General features: G+C 49.1%; 16 protein-coding genes. 1 reads left to right on the top strand and 15 read right to left on the bottom strand.

Translation table 11 applies throughout. From position 1 onward, the window contains the following. Positions 1-689: 689 nt before the first annotated feature. Together secA and DVO77_RS12825 are read right to left on the bottom strand one after the other, a co-directional pair. Positions 690-3413 (bottom strand): preprotein translocase subunit SecA, encoded by a 2724-nt coding sequence (secA, locus tag DVO77_RS12830; RefSeq protein WP_119978618.1) that lies wholly within the window; start codon positions 3411-3413, stop codon positions 690-692. 59 nt (positions 3414-3472) lie between these two features. Then, positions 3473-4372, bottom strand: coding sequence for a M23 family metallopeptidase (locus DVO77_RS12825; RefSeq protein WP_110457547.1), 900 nt, complete (start codon positions 4370-4372; stop codon positions 3473-3475). Between the two features lie 32 nt (positions 4373-4404). On the opposite strand from DVO77_RS12825, the gene DVO77_RS12820 reads away from it, so the two are divergent. Beyond that, positions 4405-4857 carry a DUF721 domain-containing protein gene (locus DVO77_RS12820; protein ID WP_119978617.1) on the top strand — a complete coding sequence of 151 codons (453 nt, stop codon included), beginning with the start codon at positions 4405-4407 and terminating at the stop codon, positions 4855-4857. Positions 4858-4864: 7 nt separating this feature from the next. Here the strand turns inward: DVO77_RS12820 and lpxC are convergent, their stop codons facing one another. From lpxC to ftsL, 13 genes are all read right to left on the bottom strand, one after another. Next, positions 4865-5785, bottom strand: a complete 921-nt coding sequence (gene lpxC, locus DVO77_RS12815) for a UDP-3-O-acyl-N-acetylglucosamine deacetylase (RefSeq protein WP_110457549.1) — start codon at positions 5783-5785, stop codon at positions 4865-4867. Positions 5786-5965: 180 nt separating this feature from the next. Continuing rightward, positions 5966-7144, bottom strand: coding sequence for a cell division protein FtsZ (gene ftsZ / locus DVO77_RS12810; protein WP_119978616.1), 1179 nt, complete (start codon positions 7142-7144; stop codon positions 5966-5968). Between the two features lie 32 nt (positions 7145-7176). Beyond that, the gene (gene ftsA, locus DVO77_RS12805) at positions 7177-8412 is read right to left on the bottom strand and encodes a cell division protein FtsA (protein WP_110457551.1); all 1236 of its coding nucleotides are present in this window, start codon (positions 8410-8412) and stop codon (positions 7177-7179) included. A 3-nt stretch (positions 8413-8415) separates the two neighbouring features. Further along, entirely contained in the window at positions 8416-9180 is a 765-nt protein-coding gene (locus tag DVO77_RS12800; protein ID WP_110457552.1) for a cell division protein FtsQ/DivIB, read from the bottom strand. 146 nt (positions 9181-9326) lie between these two features. Then, positions 9327-10781: a UDP-N-acetylmuramate--L-alanine ligase gene (gene murC / locus DVO77_RS12795; protein ID WP_119978615.1), complete on the bottom strand. Its 1455-nt coding sequence runs from the start codon at positions 10779-10781 to the stop codon at positions 9327-9329. Beyond that, positions 10774-11865, bottom strand: coding sequence for an undecaprenyldiphospho-muramoylpentapeptide beta-N-acetylglucosaminyltransferase (gene murG, locus DVO77_RS12790; protein WP_119978614.1), 1092 nt, complete (start codon positions 11863-11865; stop codon positions 10774-10776). Before murG ends, murC begins: the two co-directional genes overlap by 8 nt. Continuing rightward, positions 11865-13079, bottom strand: coding sequence for a cell division protein FtsW (ftsW, locus tag DVO77_RS12785; RefSeq protein WP_110457555.1), 1215 nt, complete (start codon positions 13077-13079; stop codon positions 11865-11867). The genes murG and ftsW overlap by 1 nt, the downstream gene beginning before the upstream one ends. Then, entirely contained in the window at positions 13072-14403 is a 1332-nt protein-coding gene (gene murD / locus DVO77_RS12780; RefSeq protein WP_119978613.1) for a UDP-N-acetylmuramoyl-L-alanine--D-glutamate ligase, read from the bottom strand. Before murD ends, ftsW begins: the two co-directional genes overlap by 8 nt. 6 nt (positions 14404-14409) lie before the next feature. Further along, entirely contained in the window at positions 14410-15492 is a 1083-nt protein-coding gene (gene mraY / locus DVO77_RS12775; protein WP_119978612.1) for a phospho-N-acetylmuramoyl-pentapeptide-transferase, read from the bottom strand. Beyond that, positions 15492-16889 carry a UDP-N-acetylmuramoyl-tripeptide--D-alanyl-D-alanine ligase gene (locus tag DVO77_RS12770; RefSeq protein WP_119978611.1) on the bottom strand — a complete coding sequence of 466 codons (1398 nt, stop codon included), beginning with the start codon at positions 16887-16889 and terminating at the stop codon, positions 15492-15494. Before DVO77_RS12770 ends, mraY begins: the two co-directional genes overlap by 1 nt. Further along, a complete protein-coding gene (gene murE / locus DVO77_RS12765; RefSeq protein WP_162924192.1) occupies positions 16886-18355 on the bottom strand; it encodes a UDP-N-acetylmuramoyl-L-alanyl-D-glutamate--2,6-diaminopimelate ligase in 1470 nt (489 codons plus the stop codon). The genes DVO77_RS12770 and murE overlap by 4 nt, the downstream gene beginning before the upstream one ends. Further along, a complete protein-coding gene (locus tag DVO77_RS12760; RefSeq protein WP_119978609.1) occupies positions 18352-20088 on the bottom strand; it encodes a peptidoglycan D,D-transpeptidase FtsI family protein in 1737 nt (578 codons plus the stop codon). The genes murE and DVO77_RS12760 overlap by 4 nt, the downstream gene beginning before the upstream one ends. Continuing rightward, positions 20085-20399, bottom strand: a complete 315-nt coding sequence (gene ftsL / locus DVO77_RS12755; RefSeq protein WP_110457561.1) for a cell division protein FtsL — start codon at positions 20397-20399, stop codon at positions 20085-20087. Before ftsL ends, DVO77_RS12760 begins: the two co-directional genes overlap by 4 nt. Positions 20400-20407 lie beyond the last annotated feature (8 nt).

Genomic DNA, 20407 nt, shown 5'->3' with positions numbered 1-20407 from the left:
CACACAGATTACTTGATAAATTGTTAAAGAGCGTTAGCACATCTCGGTAGTTCCAAGTGGCTAGGGCTGCGTATTCTACGCAATCCTTGGTTCGCGTCAAGCAGTTTTTGAAAACTTTTTGATGCGGCACTTTTCAGTGCCTGACCACCCTGTAAGCTAGGTGTTTAACCAGGTTACTTAGTGCTTTACGACTTATCTCTGCGAGCTTCGCCGTGTCAGTGGTTGCGCATTATAGGGAGTTATCTTGGGGGCGCAAGCTGTTTTTGAAGAAAAATGACAATTTTTGCAATCTTTTTAGATAGCCACAAAATACACACCTATTACCCCCAGCTTTATCCACAGAACAGACTTGAGCGATTAAAAATCACACTCTTTATTGCGATGAAGTGACTGGGTTACAGGCTCATCCACTCAGGAGTTAGTAGTGATAGCTCTACCTTATCAGTGGTTCATTGTACTGACTTGGTCTATGCAGTCATTCTTTATAGGGGTAGGCCAACATAGAGAGCGATATCTATTTAAAGGTTTATAGCCTTTGATTAATGCACACTATTAGTTAATACATGCAAAGTGGTGTGTTATTACCCTCTACTTTGTGTAAAGCCGCATTATTATCGTTAAACAAAGCGCGAGTGGGGTAAGATCAAAAAAGCCATCCCTAAGGATGGCTTTTAACTAGGCTGGCAAAATTAGCTTAATTTGCCGTGGCACTGTTTGTATTTGCGACCCGATCCACAAGGACAGGGGTCGTTACGCCCCACCTTTTCACCTTCGCGTACGACAGGCTGTGTAGCAGCAAGTGCTTGGGCTTCTTCGCCGCCAACCAATGCTTCAGCCTCTGCGTGTTGATAATCGCGACGGATTTTCGCTTCTTCTTGACGACGACGCTCTTCCATCTCTTCAACATCAGATTGTGCTTGCACTTGTACCTTTGACAGTACACTTATCACATCATGCTTTAAGGTATCGAGCATCTGCTGGAACAGCTCAAACGATTCTCGCTTATACTCTTGCTTCGGGTTCTTCTGCGCATAACCACGTAAGTGAATACCTTGACGCAAATGATCCATTGCAGCTAAGTGCTCCTTCCATAGGCCATCGAGTGTTTGCAGCATGACCGCTTTCTCGAATTGACGTAGCACCTGAGCACCGACCATCTCTTCTTTAGCTTGATAAGCTTTCACCCAAGTATCGACGATACGCTCGCGTAGCGTTTCTTCGTGCAGATCGCCTTCTTTATCTAACCACTCTTGCACTGGCATCTTTAAGCCATACTCTTGCTCAAGGCGCGTTTCAAGACCAGCAACATCCCATAACTCTTCGACCGACTGAGGTGGAATATATTGATCGATAAGTGCATTGACCACATCGGCTTGAATATTGACGATAGTATCTTTAATACTGTCGGCATCCATCAATTCATTACGCTGCGCGTAAACCACCTGGCGTTGATCATTGGCAACGTCATCGAATTCGAGTAGTTGTTTACGGATATCGAAGTTACGTGCTTCTACTTTACGTTGTGCATTTTCAATCGCACGTGATACCCATGGGTGCTCAATCGCTTCGCCTTTTTCCATACCCAGTTTCTTCATCATTGAAGCAACCCGATCTGAAGCGAATATACGCATTAAACTATCTTCCATCGACAGATAGAAACGTGAAGAACCCGCGTCACCCTGACGACCAGAACGACCACGCAGCTGGTTATCGATACGACGCGACTCATGGCGTTCGGTACCCAGAATATGTAAACCGCCGGCCGCAACCACTTCATCGTGTCGAATTTGCCAATCGGCCTTAATTTTGGCTTTTTGCTCTGGCGTTGGATTGTCGAGCGCTTCAATCTCCATATTCCAGTTACCACCCAGCACGATATCGGTACCACGACCGGCCATGTTTGTGGCAATAGTAACGGCACCTTTGCGGCCAGCTTGCGCCACAATGTCAGCTTCACGCTCATGGAACTTAGCGTTGAGTACTTCGTGTGGGATTTTGGCTTTCTTTAACAAGTTGTGTAGCAACTCAGATTGCTCAATCGACACAGTACCGACCAATACAGGCTGTCCGCGCTCACGACAATCTATGATGTCTTTGATTATCGCATCATATTTTTCGGCCGCAGTTAAGTAGACTAAATCGGGATGATCTTTACGCACCATAGGACGGTTGGTAGGGATCACCACGGTGTCGAGACCGTAAATATGCTGGAACTCAAACGCTTCAGTATCTGCAGTACCCGTCATACCTGCCAGTTTTTCATACTGACGGAAGAAGTTCTGGAAGGTGATAGATGCCAGCGTTTGGTTTTCATTTTGAATATGCACGCCTTCTTTAGCTTCGACAGCCTGATGCAGGCCTTCAGACCAACGACGCCCAGGCATGGTACGACCCGTATGCTCATCGACAATGATCACCTCATTGTCTTGCACTATGTAGTCAACATCTTTTTCAAATAGTGTGTGTGCACGTAGCGCAGCATTCACATGATGCAATAAAGAAATATTAGCAGCAGAGTAGAGTGAATCCCCCTCAGCAAGCATACCGCGCTCGGTAAGCAGCACTTCTACTTTCTCTTGGCCGCGTTCGGTTAAATGAACTTGTTTGGCTTTTTCATCGACAGAATAATCGCCCTCACCGACCTCCTCTTCAGTATCTTCTTTCTCTTGACGAATAAGATGAGGAATTAAGGTGTCGATCTTTTTATAAAGCTCAGAGCTGTCTTCAGCAGCACCAGAAATAATCAATGGCGTACGCGCTTCATCGATAAGGATCGAGTCAACTTCATCGATCAATGCGTAATGTAATGGACGCTGTACGCGTTCGGCTGGTGAAAACGCCATGTTATCGCGCAGGTAGTCGAAGCCAAACTCGTTGTTGGTACCATAGGTAATATCAGCATCGTAAGCCATCTTCTTCTCAACTTGACCCAAGCCAGCAACGTTAATGCCAACAGTCATGCCAAGGAATTCAAAAAGAGGGCGGTTATTTTCGGCATCGCGGCGGGCCAAGTAATCGTTCACTGTGATAACGTGCACGCCTTTCCCCGTAAGTGCGTTCAGGTAAGCTGGCAAGGTAGCGGTTAACGTTTTACCTTCACCGGTACGCATCTCTGCAATGCGGTTACTGTCGAGCACCATACCACCGAGCAATTGCACATCGAAATGACGCATATCAAAAACACGTTTAGAGGCTTCTCGCACAACGGCAAACGCTTCAGGTAGCACATCATCGAGAGTCTCACCTGCGGCTAAGCGCGCCTTAAACTCGGCGGTTTTTGCCTTCAACTCTTCATCGGAGAGCTTCTCGAAATCGGCCTCAAGCGCATTAATTTTAATGACGACCTTATTAAGCGCTTTAAGGGTACGATCGTTACGACTACCAAATATTTTTGTCAGTAATTTACCAAACATCTGAACCACTTTTATGTTATTGGCTTAGTCTCTATCGAAACTGGAAGCCTATTTTTAATTTAACCTGCCTTGCGGTAGACATATTTTTTGGGATCTATCTGCTGCCCATTTCGCAACACTTCATAATGCACATGCGGACCCGTCGAACGACCCGTACTGCCCATTTGCGCAATACTCTCGCCTTTAGCGACCACATCACCTACAGCTACTGACAATGACTTATTATGCCCATAGCGAGTGCGCAGACCATTACCATGGTCAATTTCGACTAACTCACCATAACCAAACATACTGCCTGACCACGTTACGACACCGCCAGCGGTTGCCACAACGTCGGCCCCCTCTTTACCGGCAAAGTCGATACCTTTATGCATCGTTCTTCTGCCATTAAAAGGGTCATTACGTAAACCATAGTGGGATGATAACCAGCCTTTTTGGATGGGACGTCCCGAGATATAACGCTCATCATCTATATGGAGATTAGATGTCACTGTTTCAAGTAGTGATAATTGAACATTATTATTATCTATGCGATAGACTAGCCTATCCATATCTTGGATAAGCTGATCGAGTTCGATGTTGCTACCTAGTTCACTTAGGCCGCCGACACCGACTTCTGAAGAGAAATCGAATTGATCTTCGAGTTTGTAATCTTTGGCAACTTGTTGCCCCAGCGCCTCTAACCGAGTCACTTTGGCCTGCATGCGGGCGACATGAGTCACCAGCATCGCCAACTGCGATTCTGTTGCACCTTTTAACTCGATGAGTTGATGCAGCTGTTCTTCTCGAGCAACACGTTCGTTATCAACGTTGTTTTGTTGCTGCACAATTTGTTTTGCATGATGTTGGTATAGCCCTGTACCTGCTGCAATGAGCAAGATAGGGAGTAATAGCCAACGCTTGCCTGGTTGCCAGCGCGTGGCACCATTTCGACCTTGAATAAAAACTGTTACACTCATAGCCTCATTAAGCCATTTTATTATGTGATGAAATGAAAAAGCCCCCGCAGGATCTCAGCCAGTTACTACATCAACAAGGTCAGTTACCTTCACTTGCTGAAAAAGCAGAACTGTTACTTCACTTGGATCACTATGTGAAACAGGTGATGACAGGTCCTGTCACGGAGCAACTTAAAGTTGCCAATTTCCGTCAAGGTGTTCTTGTTATCGAAACCACGACTTCTGCATGGGCCGCCAGAATTAACTTTCAAAAACCCAAAATGTTACAGCAGTTACGAGCCGAAACGCTCCCCATGCTGTCCGCTATCGAGGTTAAAGTCAACCCGGGCTTGAACTTGTATGAAACAAAATCAAAGCCAGCTCACAACCAGATTAGCGAAACTGCAGCTGCCCATATACAAGCCTTAGCCGATCATACCGAAGGTTCACTAGGCGTAAAACTAAAACGGCTGGCTGCTTTAGCCAGCCGTTCAAGGCAATCTTAATATCGAGTTAGGCGAAGGTGGCGCCACTTGGTACCGCAAAGCTCACTGGCGCCTCTTCTTCTTTCTCGAAACTCACAAGCTCCCAAGCATCTTGCTCAGCTAGCAGCGCACGCACCAATTGATTATTCAGTGCATGCCCTGTCTTGTAGGCACAAAACTCACCCACAATTGCATGACCGGCTACATAGAGATCGCCAAACGCATCGAGTATCTTATGCTTAACAAACTCATCCTCATAACGCAGACCATCGGGGTTGAGGACGCGATATTCGTCAAGCACAACGGCGTTCTCCATGCTGCCACCTAATGCTAGGTTGTTCGCCCGTAGATATTCGATATCACGCATAAACCCAAAGGTTCTTGCGCGGCTAATATCACGAACAAAGGCGGATGAAGAAAAATCCATCACCACATGTTGCTGGCTTCTGGCGATTTCAGGGTGATCGAAATCGATAGCAAAATCGACTCTAAAACCTTTATATGGACGTAACTCAGCCCATTTATCACCATCTTCAACACGTACGGGACGCTTGATTCTTAAATATTTCTTTGCTGCTGCTTGTTCCTGTATTCCCACTGATTGCAGCAAGAAAACCCATGGACTAGCACTGCCATCCATGATCGGAATCTCGGGAGCGTCGACTTCAATGACGGCATTGTCGATCCCAAGTCCCGCTAATGCGGCGAATAGATGCTCAATCGTTGAAATACGAACACCATCATCATTGACCAGCGCCGTACACATGGTCGTTTCGCGCACTTGTTCCGCTTTCGCCGCTATCGCAACGTTAGGGGTTAAGTCGGTACGAACCAAGACGATCCCGGTGTTGACTGGTGCGGGTTTGATCGTCAAAGTCACCTTATTACCGGAATGCAATCCGACACCGGTGGTCTTAACCATCTCTTTAACAGTTCTTTGAAAAATCATGTTTTTACCCGTTATATCTCAACCAAAGCAATAAATTTTTTGCACAACAAAACAGCACGCATAGGCGCAGCAGGTCGGACATGATAGCATAACCTTCATAAATTCACAAAAATTTACTCATCAAGTCACAGTGTGCGTTATTTGCTAATAACCACCACACGCCCAGCTTAACACAACAGATTAATCAGCTTGTTTGCGCAAAAAAGCCGGAATATCTAAATAATCAAGATCGTTCTTAGGCTGATTTATCGATTCAACTTTGTGCACAGGCATGACATTACCACCACCGCCGGCCATAGGTTGCATCGCGTCTTCAACAGGTAATTCTACCTTAACCTCGGTGGGAGTCACTTGCTCTGGACGTGGAGCAGGCTTTGATACCAGCTGAATGTCTGGTTTCTTCTCGGCACCAATACCTGTGGCAACAACAGTCACACGAAGCTCATCGCTCATTTCTGGATCGATAACCGCCCCCACAACCACAGTCGCGTTATCTGATGCATAAGCCTTAACATGGTTACCCACAGTTTCGAACTCTTCGATACTCATATCCATGCCAGCGGTGATGTTAACCAATACACCACGCGCGCCAGCAAGATCGATATCTTCTAGTAATGGACTAGCCACAGCAGCTTCAGCGGCTTCTTCAGCACGGTCTTCACCACTTGCCACGCCAGTGCCCATCATGGCATTACCCATCTCCGACATCACGGTTTTAACATCCGCGAAATCCACGTTAATAAGGCCAGGGCGAGTAATCAGCTCAGCAATACCTTGCACCGCACCAAGCAGTACGTTGTTTGCTGCGGCAAATGCGTCGAGTAAAGAGGTGCCGCGACCCAATACTTTAAGCAATTTCTCGTTTGGAATGGTGATTAAAGAGTCGACATGCTTTGCAAGCATTTCGATACCTTGGTCGGCATAAGCCATGCGCTTTTTACCTTCAAAAGGAAATGGCTTGGTCACAACCGCAACGGTAAGTATCCCTTCTTCACGAGCGATCTCGGCAACCACAGGGGCTGCGCCAGTCCCCGTACCACCACCCATACCCGCTGCAATAAAGATCATGTCAGAGCCTTTAATTGCATTGCGGATATTTTCTCTATCTTCTTCTGCCGCTAAACGACCGATTTCAGGGTTTGCCCCGGCACCAAGTCCCTTAGTTACGTCACGACCCAGTTGGATCGTTGTGCCAGCCGCAGACTTACGTAACGCCTGAGCATCTGTATTTGTGGCAACAAACTCAACACCTTCGATGTTGTGCTTGACCATATGTTCGACGGCATTGCCGCCACCTCCACCGACGCCGATGACTTTAATCACCGCCTCGTCTGAATGACTATCCATGATTTCAAACATGGTATTCTCTCCGTTTAGTCTGCGTTATTAATTTAAAACTCGCCTTTAAACCAGCTTTGGACTCGATTCCAAAGGCTGGTTACCCCTTGACGCTCTGGACGCTCAAACTGACGTTCGATCACCCTTCTTGCGCCGTAATGCAACAACCCAACTCCCGTGGAGTAGATGGGTTGATTTACATATTCAAATAACCCTTTTACCGCTAATGGCTCAGCCACTCGCACTGGCATACCAAAGGTGGCTTCAGCCACATCCACAGCACCTTCAATCGATGCCGTGCCGCCAGTTAATACAATCCCTGCGGCGACTTGATCTTCCATGCCACAGTCTCTTAATTCTTTACGGACTAGCTCAAACAACTCTTGATACCTAGGCTCAACCACCTCAGCCAAGGTATGACGCGACATAGTGCGTGATGGACGCCCACCAACCGATGGCACCTCGATGCTGTCTTCACGGCTGACCATAGAACTACGCGCGCTGGCATACTGCACTTTGATCTGCTCGGCATGAGACAAAGGCGTACGGAATATTTTGGCGATATCATTGGTCACCTGATTACCCGCCACTGGCACTACCGCACAATGACGCAGTGCACCATTGGTATAGATAGTGATATCGGTAGTACCGCCGCCCATATCGACCAAACACACACCCAGATCTTTTTCATCATCTGTCAGCACTGAATCTGCCGAAGCGATAGCGGAAAACACCAGATCATCAACCTTTAAACCGCAACGTTCGACACTCTTAGTGATATTTTTTGCCATGTCGTTTGCACAGGTGACGATATGCACCTTAGCTTCCATGCGCATACCCGACATACCGATAGGGCTCTTAATACCATCTTGCACATCAATCGCATATTCTTGCGGTAACACATGCAAAATACGGCGCTCAGTTGGGATCTTGACTGAGCGCGCCGTATGGATAACGTTATCGACATCTTCTTGGGTGACTTCTTCGTCATTAATCGAGACCATGCCATTTTCGTTTTGGCATTGGATATGCTTACCCGAAATGCCTAAATAGACAGAGGCCACTTGGCAGTCGGCCATGAGTTCTGCCTGATCTAATGCACGCTGAACACTGCGCACCACAGAGTCAAGATCATTCACGCCGCCTTTATCCATGCCGCGAGAGGGATGACTGCCTAAGCCAACCACGCTGATCTCTCCATCAGGTAACACCTCGCCAATGATCACTGCGACCTTTGATGTCCCTATGTCCAATCCAACGATCAGATTTCTATCTTGATTCTTGGTCATTAATTAATGGCTCTCATCTTGTGCATTATCCCAACCTACGGCCAATCCGGTATCGTAGCGCAAATCCACTCTGGCAACGGGTTTATCTTGGTTTACTAATGTGGGGTACACATCGATAAACCGTTGAACCCGCGCCATTTTATCTTCTCGTCCTAAATTTAACTCTATGCCGCTGTCTAAAACGCCCAGCCAAGCATGCCGAGGACTCAATTCTAAATGGGTTAATTTAAACCCATTTATGGTTAATAACTCACCAATCTGACGATAGTGGGTTAAAACCGACATCGCCTGATCGTTTGGGCCAACTAAACTCGGTAGTTCACCTACCCCTGGCTTCATTGGCGCCACAAATACTTGCCCTTGCTCATTGACCCAATCGGTTTCATTCCAATGAGCGACAGCTTTCTGCTCTATCAGATACACCTTGAGCTTTGCTGGCCACTCACGTCGCACCGATGCTTGATACACCCAAGGCAAATTTTCTAACGCCTGTTGTACCTGATTCACATCAGCCGAAAAAAAGCTGCGCTGCATCAAATCTTTCAGGGCCGCTTGGATCTCTGCGTCACTGGTAAATTGCCTATCACCTTTTACCGCCACCGCTTCGATAGGCAAAGCATCGGCATCGTTGAGCACTAGGTTTAACTTCCAAGCCCCCATGAACAAGCCACTGAACACTAGAAACAGAAAGATCAATCCAAGGCACAGATACCAATCGACCCGTAATAGTCGCTTTCGCCCACGATTAAGCCGCTCGTTCCAGGACACGATTTACCGTCCTAACACACTATTTTTAGTACATAAAACACTCAAAGTGTCACACATGTACTGTAATAAATAACCGGGCATTATAACGACCTCAACCATAGCGTCAAAAGCTTCATCGTCGGCCTATCGTGACAGCGATAACACCATCACGACTTCACCTGTTCAAATAACAAATTGGCATCGGCCAGTTGACGGCTAATTGCCCCAATATTGCCAGCCCCTTGGGTCAGTAACAGATCGCCATCTTGTAACACGCCAGGTAAAATTGCTTCTAGCTGCTGTGGATCGGCGACAAAAATAGGGTCAAGCTGCCCACGTTGGCGAATTGAGCGACACAAGGCGCGGCTATCAGCACCTGGCACTGGCGCTTCCCCTGCACTATACACATCGAGTAACAGCAAACAGTCGACCTGGGCTAATACATCAACAAAGTCATCATACAAATCTCGGGTACGGCTGTAACGATGAGGTTGATACAACATCACTAAACGCTTATCCGGCCAGCCAGAGCGCGCCGCCTTAATGGTTGCTGCGACTTCACTGGGGTGATGACCATAATCATCGACCAACATGACGCTACCCGTTTGAGTGTTAAATTCACCCAACTGCTGAAAACGACGACCAATCCCCTGAAACTCTGCCAAGGCTTTTACAATGGCCTCATCTTCAATTTCATCTTCGGTTGCCACGGCAATCGCCGCCAGTGCATTTAGTACATTGTGTTGCCCTGGCAAATTAACGCTTAAGTCCAGATCGGCCATCGCTTCACGGCGCACGGTAAAACTGCAACGATAACCTTGCTGCACAAAATTGAGCGCCTGCACATCGGCGTCTTCGCTAAAACCGTAAGTCACCACCTTGCGACTGATACGGGGCAATAACTCTCTCACTACAGGATCGTCAATACAGGCCACCGCAACCCCGTAAAAAGGCAGGTTGTGCAAAAAGTCGATAAAGGTTGATTTGAGTTTCTCAAAATCACCACCATAGGTGTCCATGTGATCGGCTTCGATATTGGTGATCACACTCACCATAGGTTGCAAGTGCAAGAAGCTGGCATCACTCTCGTCCGCTTCGGCTATCAAATAACGGCTCTTACCTAAACGTGCGTTGGTGCCGGCGCTATTAAGCAGGCCACCAATGACGAAGGTCGGATCGCGCTCAGCCTGACCATAAATACTGGCAATTAAACTGGTAGTCGTGGTTTTACCATGGGTACCCGCAACGGCAATGCCGTGACGATAGCGCATCAATTCGGCCAGCATTTCTGCCCGACGAACGATGGGAATGCGCAGATCTTTGGCGGCCAATATTTCAGGATTGGCCGCATCAATTGCGGTGGATACCACCACCACATCGGCGCCTTGCACTTGTGCAGCCTTATGGCCGATATATACAGTTGCCCCTAAACGACGCAAACGGGTGGTCACCGCATTATCGGCGATATCCGATCCGCTTAAACGGTAGCCCTCATTGAGCAACACTTCGGCAATACCGCCCATCCCCGCGCCACCGATGCCAACAAAGTAGATCTGTTTAACCCGGCGCATCTCAGGAATTATGCTTCTTAAAGGGGCATATTTATCTTCGGTTTTACTCATCTGAATCCTTATTGGCCAGCGCGGTGCACACGGCCGCCACTCGCTCTGTTGCATCTAACACTGCGACACTTTTCGCCAATTCGCCCATCTCTCTCAGGGCGTTGCGATCACTTGCCAGCATCTGCAGTTTACTGATCAATTTGTCACTATCTAATACGGTTTGCGGCAATAAAAAGGCGCCACCCGCTTCGACTAATACTTGGGCATTTTTAGTTTGATGATCGTCTACCGCATGGGGATAAGGCACCAAAATACTGGGTAAGCCTACCGCCGCCACTTCTGACACCGTCAGCGCGCCAGCACGGCATAACACCACATCAGCCCAGCGATACGCAGCCTCCATATCATCAATAAACTCGGCCACCTTAACACTGCCCGACTGGCCACGTTGTAAATAGTCATTTTCTACACTGGGCAAATTGCCTTTACCCACCTGATGCCACACAGTGATCGAATGATGCTTGCTCACCTCGGCCATCACAGCTGGCATTAAGTCGTTAAAGACTTTGGCCCCCAAACTGCCCCCCACGACTAACACACGCAAGGCGTCGTCAGTGCTTCCCGTCCTGCACTGACCTAAATTAATCAGCTCACGGCGTATGGGGTTGCCCACCACTTCGGCGCGACTCTCGAAAGTATTATGGAAGGCACATAGCACGCGGTTGGCGATACGCGACAACAGCTTGTTGGTCATGCCAGGGATCGCATTTTGCTCATGCAGCACCAGCGGAATACCGCTTAGCCTAGCCGCAATGCCACCTGGGCCACTGGCAAAACCGCCCATGCCTAATACCACATCAGGCCTAAATTCGTTAATCACCTCACGAGCTTGCATAATTGAACGCACAATTTTAAACGGCGCCGCTAACTTACGCAGCACACCGTTACCACGCACCCCTTTAATATCGATAAAGTCGATATCGAAACCGTGCTGAGGCACTAGGCGCGCTTCCATCCGCTCTGCGGTGCCTAACCACCGCACCTGCCAGCCTCGTTTGGCCAAATGTTTGGCCACCGCTAACGCCGGAAATACATGCCCTCCCGTGCCGCCAGCCATGATCAAAATACGTTTTTGTAAGACCATTATTTCACCTTGCCTTGCACTGCCTGTATCAGGCTTAATCGCCGCTCATGGTCAATTCTAATTAATATCATTGCGGCTGCGGTCATCACCCAAAGGCTACTGCCGCCATAACTAATAAAAGGCAGAGTTAAGCCTTTTGTCGGCAACATGCCAATACTGGCTCCCACATTGACCACGGTTTGAAAGCAAAACCAGATACCAATTGAATACGCTAAATAGCCTTCAAATGCTCTGTCTCTGAGCAAACATAAATTGCCTAGTTTAATCGCCCTTAGCGCCACAAATAATAAAGCCGACAACACAATAATGATGCCGACAAAACCTAACTCTTCACCAATCACCGCAAAAATAAAGTCGGTATGGGCCTCGGGCAGGTATTCCAATTTTTGGATACTGTTACCTAATCCCTGACCAAACCAGTCGCCACGGCCATAAGCCATTAACGATTGCGTCAATTGGTAGCCGCTACCAAAAGGGTCTTGCCACGGGTCCCTAAACGAAGTGATCCGCCGCATACGATAGGGCTCGATAAGTACCAAGCCAACAAAAGCCACCGCACCAGTTAAGATTAAGGCGAAGAAGTCGAGCAACCTCGCCCCGGCCAAAAACAGTAACCCTACTGTGCCAACAAATAGCACCACAACCGTACCTAAATCGGGCTGCAGTAAGATTAGCGAGGCGTATACTGCGAATACCGCAATCGGTTTATAAAACCCTTTAGCGTTTTCACGCACCTCTTGATGACGCCTCACTAAATAGCCCGCCATATAAATAGCAAAGGCAAACTTAGCAAGCTCAGCCACCTGAATACGAATGGGTCCAACCGATAACCAGCGCGTAGCACCATTAACCGTGGTGCCTATAATGGGCACCAAGGCCAACATTATTGCAACCAGCAGTAATAATATCGGGCTAAATTGCTGCCAGCGATGCATCTCAACTCGTAATACCACCGCGGCGATAATCACACACCCGCTGATATAGGCGACATGACGCCACACAAAATGAAATGGATTACCCGTTAATGTCTGCGCCTCTGGCATAGAAGCCGACATCACCATGATAAAACCGAAACAGATTAAGCCGATAACCGCAAACAGCAACGAGCGATCGTACAGCTGCATGCCCGGCGCATCACGCTGACTAAACAGATTGGGCAGCGACCAACGAATGCCACTACCAAACAGGTTGAGCTGGCGCTCGGCGCTACGCATTCCCAGCCTCAGTATCGAGTGCCATCACTTGCGCGCGAAAATCGTCGCCACGTTCCATAAAGTTACGGTACATGTCGAGGCTAGCGCACGCTGGTGACAACAGCACTATGTCGCCATCGCTCGCCAAGCGAGCCGCTTGCTCAACCGCCGCCGCCATAGAATCGACCTTAATCGCACCGTCAAACAATGCCGCAATTTTATCGCCATCTTTGCCTAAGGTGATTAACTGGCTCACGCCCTGTAGCGCATCTATCAGCGGCGAAAAATCGGCGCCTTTACCGTCACCTCCGGCAATCAGTAATATCTCACCGGTATAACTCGCCAACCCTTGTAATGCCGCCAAGGTTGCACCCACATTGGTCGCCTTAGAGTCATTGACAAACATCACGCCATTGCGTTTAGTCACTAACTCACAACGATGCGGTAGGCCGGTAAATTGCTGCGCCACCTGCACCATCGCCGCCTTAGGAATACCGACACTGTCCGCCAGCGCCATCGCGGCTAACAAGTTTGCGTGGTTATGGCTGCCGACAAGGGCAAGCTCGCTTACAGCCACAAATTCTGTGGTGCCATGCACCAACATGCCATGTTCAATCCCCCACTCATCGCCTTTAGGTGCCGATAACCCAAAGCTTTGCAGGTTCATCGGCTCGCTTGGCATGGTTTGAGCGTCATCGCGATTCACAATCACCAACTTAGTCTGACTATATAGACTCAACTTGGCCTGACGATACGCCTCTAAATCGGCGTAACGATCCATATGATCTTCGCTGATATTGAGACACGTTGCGCTGATACATTTAAGGCTGTGCGTGGTCTCTAATTGAAAACTAGACAGCTCCAGCACGTATAAGGCTGGTTGCTGGTCAAGCAGATCTAATACCGGCACACCAATATTGCCGCCCAGCGCATAATCGAGCCCGGCACTCGCTGCCATCTCTCCCACGAGTGTCGTGACGGTTGACTTGCCGTTTGAGCCGGTGATACCAATCACACAGGCAGGGCGATCGGCTATCGCTCGGGCAAATAGCTCCACATCACCGACCACCTCAATCCCCATATCGATAGCAACCCTAATTTCTGGGGTATCGAGCGGGATACCAGGGCTAATCACAATTTGGCTCGCTTGCACTAAATAGCGACAATCAAATCCGCCGGTAAGCAACTCGACCTGCGGGAAATCACGACTGAGCGTTTCCCGGCCAGGCGGTTGCTCGCGACTGTCCATCACCAGCGGCTTGATCCCTTGTTTGGTTAAATAACGCACCACCGACAGCCCTGTGGCTCCCAGTCCTAATACTATGTGCGTATAACAACTCGTCATGAGTGTTTACCTTAACTTTAAGGTTGCTAAGCCTAGCAACACTAAAAACAGCGAAATAATCCAGAAACGTACGATAACCCGAGGTTCTGGCCAGCCTTTTAATTCATAGTGATGATGAATGGGTGCCATTCTGAAAATACGTTGACCACGCAGCTTGTACGACCCCACCTGCAAGATGACCGATACGGTTTCCATCACAAATACACCACCCATGATCACCAGTAAAATCTCTTGGCGTACTAACACGGCAATGGTTCCGAGCGCAGCGCCCAATGACAAAGAGCCCACATCGCCCATAAAGACTTGTGCTGGGTAAGTGTTAAACCAGAGGAAGCCCAACCCCGCGCCCACAATAGCGGTGCAGACAATGACTAACTCGCCAGAACCTGGCAAATAGGGAATATGCAGATAGTTGGCAAATTGCACGTGCCCTGAAAGATAAGCAATCAAAGCAAACGCCGCCGCCACCATCACAGTTGGCATAACTGCCAAGCCGTCGAGACCGTCGGTTAAGTTAACCGCATTACTTGACCCAACAATGGTGAAGTAAGCCAAAACGATAAAGAGCGCACCCAACTGCGGCATCACATCTTTAAAGAACGGCACCACCAATTGGGTTTCACCCACGGTTTGCGCCGAGGCATACAAATAAAATGCTATGGCTAATGCCGCTAATGATTGCAGAATATACTTCCAACGAGCAATCAAGCCCTTGGTATCTTTACGTACTACTTTACGGTAGTCATCAATAAAACCAATCAGACCGAAAGCGGCCAATACAAACAGCATCACCCACACATAACGGCTGCCCAGATCGCCCCACAACAGCACGCTAATAAACACGCCCGCTAAGATCAGCAAGCCCCCCATGGTCGGGGTGCCGCGTTTACTAAAATGCGATTCGGGCCCATCGTTACGTACCACTTGACCAATTTGCAGTAACTGCAAACGCTCAATCATCTTAGGTCCCCACCACAAACTAAATAGCATGGCGGTCAACAGACCAAGGATCGCCCTAAATGTCACATAAGAAAAAACGTTAAACCCTGAATAATACTGGGTTAGATACTCAGCCAGATAAACCAGCATTAATACAACTCCTTGCGCTCGAAGGCGGCAATTAAGGCCTCTACCACGCGCTCCATTTTGGCACTGCGAGATCCTTTGACTAACACAGTCACATCTCCATCTAACTGGTTAAAATAATTGATTAAACTTACGACCAACTCATCTAAATGGTCAAAATGTTGCCCCGAAAATGCGTCACTGCTGTTTCGGCTAAGCTCTCCAAGTGAGAACAAGGCATCGATCCCCTGTAACTTGGCCTTTTCGCCAAGTTGCCAATGTAAAAGGGACGCATTGTCACCTAATTCGCCTAAATCGCCCAGCACTAAACAGCGATTTCCGCTAATTTCTTGAAGCCAGTCAATTGCCGCCCCTACCGAGGCAGGATTGGCGTTATAACTGTCATCGACTAATAAAATGCGCCCCAGCTGTGTGGGCAACATACGGCCTTGCACCGGCGTCAATTTATGCAAACCATCGACAATCTCATGCAGCGACAGCCCTAAGGCTAAACAACATGCGGTGGCCGCTAAGGCATTGCTCACCTGATGGCGCCCCGACAAAGGCAAACTCACTGGATAACACTGCTGCTGATAGTGCAGGTCAAAGCGATAGCGCCCAACTACATCCGCCCGTAAGTCGCAAGCGACCACATCGGCCCGCTTAGCAAGCTCTGGCTCAGCTTCAGTACTCTCTTGTATCGAAAAGGTCAGCTGTGCAGCACCTGCGGCCGCAGCATGCATTACATCCGCAAAAGCGTCATCGGCATTGATCACCGCAACGCCAGCTTTCGCCAGATGGTTGAAAATTTCAGACTTAGCCTTAGCCACACCTTCGAGTGAGCCAAAGCCCTCTAGGTGCGCCGAGGCGACATTATTAACCAGAGCGACATCCGGTTGCACTAAAGATGAAGTGTAATTAATCTCGCCGATATGATTAGCGCCTAATTCAAACACCCCAAATTCATGTTGCGGCTCTAATCGCAGCAGGGTTAAGGGCACGCCAATCTCATTATTGAAGTTACCTGCGGTGTAAAGCACCTGATGCTGCTGAGATAAAATCGTCGCGACCATCTCTTTGACGCTGGTCTTGCCATTAGAGCCGGTCAGCGCCAACGACTTAGGCGCAACGTGTTGTTTTACAAAGGCTCCTATCTGCCCCATCGCCAACTGACTATTGCCTACGACCAACTGCGGTACGGGTAATGGCAACACCCGCTCGACTAACAAGGCCGCGGCTCCGTTATCAACCGCTGTGGCGGCAAAGTCATGGCCGTCGAAGCGCTCCCCTTTTAGGGCGACAAATAAGGTCTGCGCATCGACCGCGCGGCTATCGCTAGCCACTTTGCTTACAGTTAAGTCATCACCGACTAATCTGCCATCGAGTTGAGTGGCTAATTGCGTTAAGGTTAAGGGGATCATACGGCTCTCCCAGCAATCGCGGCCGCTAAGGCGCGTTCATCATAATCGATGCGGCGCCCAGCTATCTCTTGATAAGCCTCATGGCCTTTACCAGCCAGCAAAATTAGATCGCCAGGAGCGGCATTGGCCACCACTTGCTCAATCGCTTGCTGGCGGTCAACATTTGTCAGCGCCATCTCAGGCTGAGCAAGTCCGGCGATAATATCGGCAATAATAGCTTCGGGGATTTCGCTACGGGCATTATCACTGGTGACCATTAGCCGATCGGCATGCGCCTCGCCAGCTTGTGCCATCAATGGGCGCTTGCCTTTATCCCTATCGCCACCACAGCCAAACAAACACCACAACTGGCCTTGACAATGGCCTCTAAGCGCCGTTAATGCTTGGGCGAGTGCATCTGGCGTGTGGGCATAATCCACCACTAACGTCACGCCATTTTGGGTCGTAAAACGCTCCATGCGCCCAGCGACAGGTTGTAACTGTGCCACATGCTTAAGCAGCTCAGCCATGGAGTAACCACACAGATACAAAGCCCCTAATGCGGCGACCAAATTGGCCAGGTTAAATATGCCCAATAATGGGCTATCCACTTGGGCTTGTCCCTCTGGCCAAACTAATGTGGCACTGACGCCATTAGCATGTTGCTTTACCTCTGTGGTGTAAATGGCAGCACGAGGATGAGCGTTAACGCTGTAACCGACAAGGTGTTGGCCATGGCTATCATCGAGCCACTGCTCACCAATAGGATCGTCGATATTAAGTAGCCCATGAGACAAAGAGGCAAAACGAAATAACCGCTGCTTTGCAGCGCCATAGGCGTCCATCGTGCCGTGATAATCGAGGTGGTCGCGGCTTAAATTAGTAAATACCGCCACATCAAAGGGCACCGCATCGACACGGCCTTGTACCAGTCCATGACTCGATACTTCCATGGCACACACCTGCGCGCCTTGGCGATTAAATTCATGCAGCTGACGCATCACTGTAATAGGGTCGGCAGTGGTATTGCCGCTATCGACTAACTGCCCCCAAATCCCATTACCTAAAGTGCCCATAACCGCACTGCGACATGCCTTGCTCTCACATAACTGGGCAATTAATTGGGTGACCGAGGTTTTGCCGTTGGTACCCGTCACCCCGATGATTTTACAACGCTCGACGCCCAAATGATAAACTTGCGCCGATAAGGCAGACAACTGACGCGATAGCTGAAAGAAAAAAACCTGTAAGCCGCCCTCATGGCTCACTTGACCGTGCAACTCTGGCGAGTCGGTATGCACAATGGCGGCGTTCGCACCATTAGCAAAGGCGGCTGCAATATATTGCCGACCATCGACCTTGTGGCCAGGCACGGCAACGAAGACACAGCCAGGCGAAATATCGCGGCTATCTAAACTTAAATGTGTCATCGTTTCGGGGCCCGCAAAATGAAACCAGGGCGCCAGTACATCACGCAGTAACATTATTCACCTCTCCTAACATTACCGGCTAATCTCACTTTGTCTGAAGCACTAATAGGCTCAACATTCAACATCTGTAACGCCCCTGACATCACTTTGGCAAACACTGGAGCTGCAATATCACCGCCATAATAACGATCGCCTTTGGGTTCGTTGACCACGACGACAATCGCCAACTTAGGATTATGTACCGGAGCTACACCAGCGAATAACGCCACGTAGTCGTCACCATAACCACCAGCAACCGCCTTACGTGCTGTGCCCGTTTTACCCGCAACCGGATAACCATCAATATGGGCTTTCTTGGCGGTGCCACCTGGCTCGGTCACCCCTATCAGCATCTGCATTACGTTTTCGGCCACCTCGGTCGATACCACGCGCTGCCCTTCAGGTGGCTGATTTAATTTAAGAATGGATGAAGGATACAAGATGCCACCACTGCCTAGCATGGCGTACATTCTGGCTATCTGCAGCGGCGTTACCGTTAAGGCATAACCAAAAGAGAGGGTCGCTCGTTCAAAATCAGACCAGCGACGGCGATCATGAATGAGTCCGGCGCTTTCACCCGGAAGGTTAATGCCAGAGTAGCTGCCCAGCCCCATCGCTTGATAATAGCCCAATAGATCTTGCACCGGCATAGAGAGCGCAATTTGGGTCATGCCCACGTTGCTTGAATGCACCAATACATCGGCAAGGCTCATGTCACCGTAGTTGCGCCCATCACGCACAATTTTACCACCGATGCGAATGCGTCCTGGGTGAGTCTTAAAAATCTGATTAACGTCAATGGTGCCTGCTTCCAATGCCGCCGCGACCACAAACGGCTTAATGGTTGAGCCCGGTTCATAGGCATCGGTGAGCGCGCGATTGCGCATGCGGTAACTCTGCAGATTATCCCTAGAGTTAGGGTTATAAGAGGGAGTATTCGCCATGGCTAATACTTCGCCCGTATGCACATCGAGCACCACAATCGAGGCTGACGTCGCTTGGTTGATTTCCGTAGTACGTTTAATCTCACGGTAGGCAAGCTGCTGAATGCGCTGATCGATACTGAGCACTAAATCATTAGAGTTTTCACCCATTTGCACCGTGTCTAACCGTTCAACCACATGACCGTCGCGCGACTTACGCACCTGTTGCTTGGTCGGCGTACCCGTCAGCCAGTCGTTATAGGTATTTTCAATGCCTTCAATACCGATATCATCAATATTGGTCAGACCCACCAGCTGCGCCGAAATTTCACTGGTGGGATAGTAGCGTCGCGACTCGGCTTTTAAGTACACACCGGGTAACTTAAGTTGCTTAATGTAATCGGCAACGGCAGGCGTGACTTGACGCTTAAGGTAGGTAAAGCGGCGCTTTGGGTTTGATTGCACCCGCGTAAGAATCTCGCTTTTAGGCTCGTGCAACACGTCGGCTAACGCTTGCCAGCGACGCATATCAGCAAAACCATCTTCGTCATGCACCACTTTAGGGTCGGCATAAACCGCCTTAACGGGCACACTAACGGCAAGCATCTCGCCGTTGCGGTCGGTGATCAAGCCTCGGTGCACTTCGCGGCTTGTGGTCCGTAGCGTGCGCATATCACTCTCGTGGCGCAGCTTTTCTGGCTCAATAATTTGAATATACGCCGCGCGTCCCACTAAGCTGGTAAACAACACACACACAAACGCCACTACGACGTATAGACGCCAGTGGATAAGTTGTGGTTTTTGCTTACGTTTCGCTTGTTTTTTCACGGTATTCTTATCACCACTTCTTCGTTAGGCAAGGGCCTGATCATCTCTAATTCTTTGGTCGCAATACGAGTCACACGGCTGTGCTCAGATTGCGACTGCTCTTCTAACAGCAAATTACGCCACTCAATATCGAGGCGGTCGCGTTCTTGCAATAACTGCTCCCACTGACTGGTGTACTTACGGCTGGCATGGCTGGTGTACACCACCAACACGGCATTAGCTAACACGGCCACCGCGAGCAATAGCACCCACTTGTGATGCCATAAATCCAGTAACACGATGCGGGTCAAGTTAAGCTGTGTTTTACTCACTAAAATCC

Source organism: Shewanella algidipiscicola, from assembly GCF_003605125.1.
Lineage (GTDB): Bacteria > Pseudomonadota > Gammaproteobacteria > Enterobacterales > Shewanellaceae > Shewanella > Shewanella algidipiscicola.
This window is presented reverse-complemented; position numbering and strand designations above follow the sequence as displayed.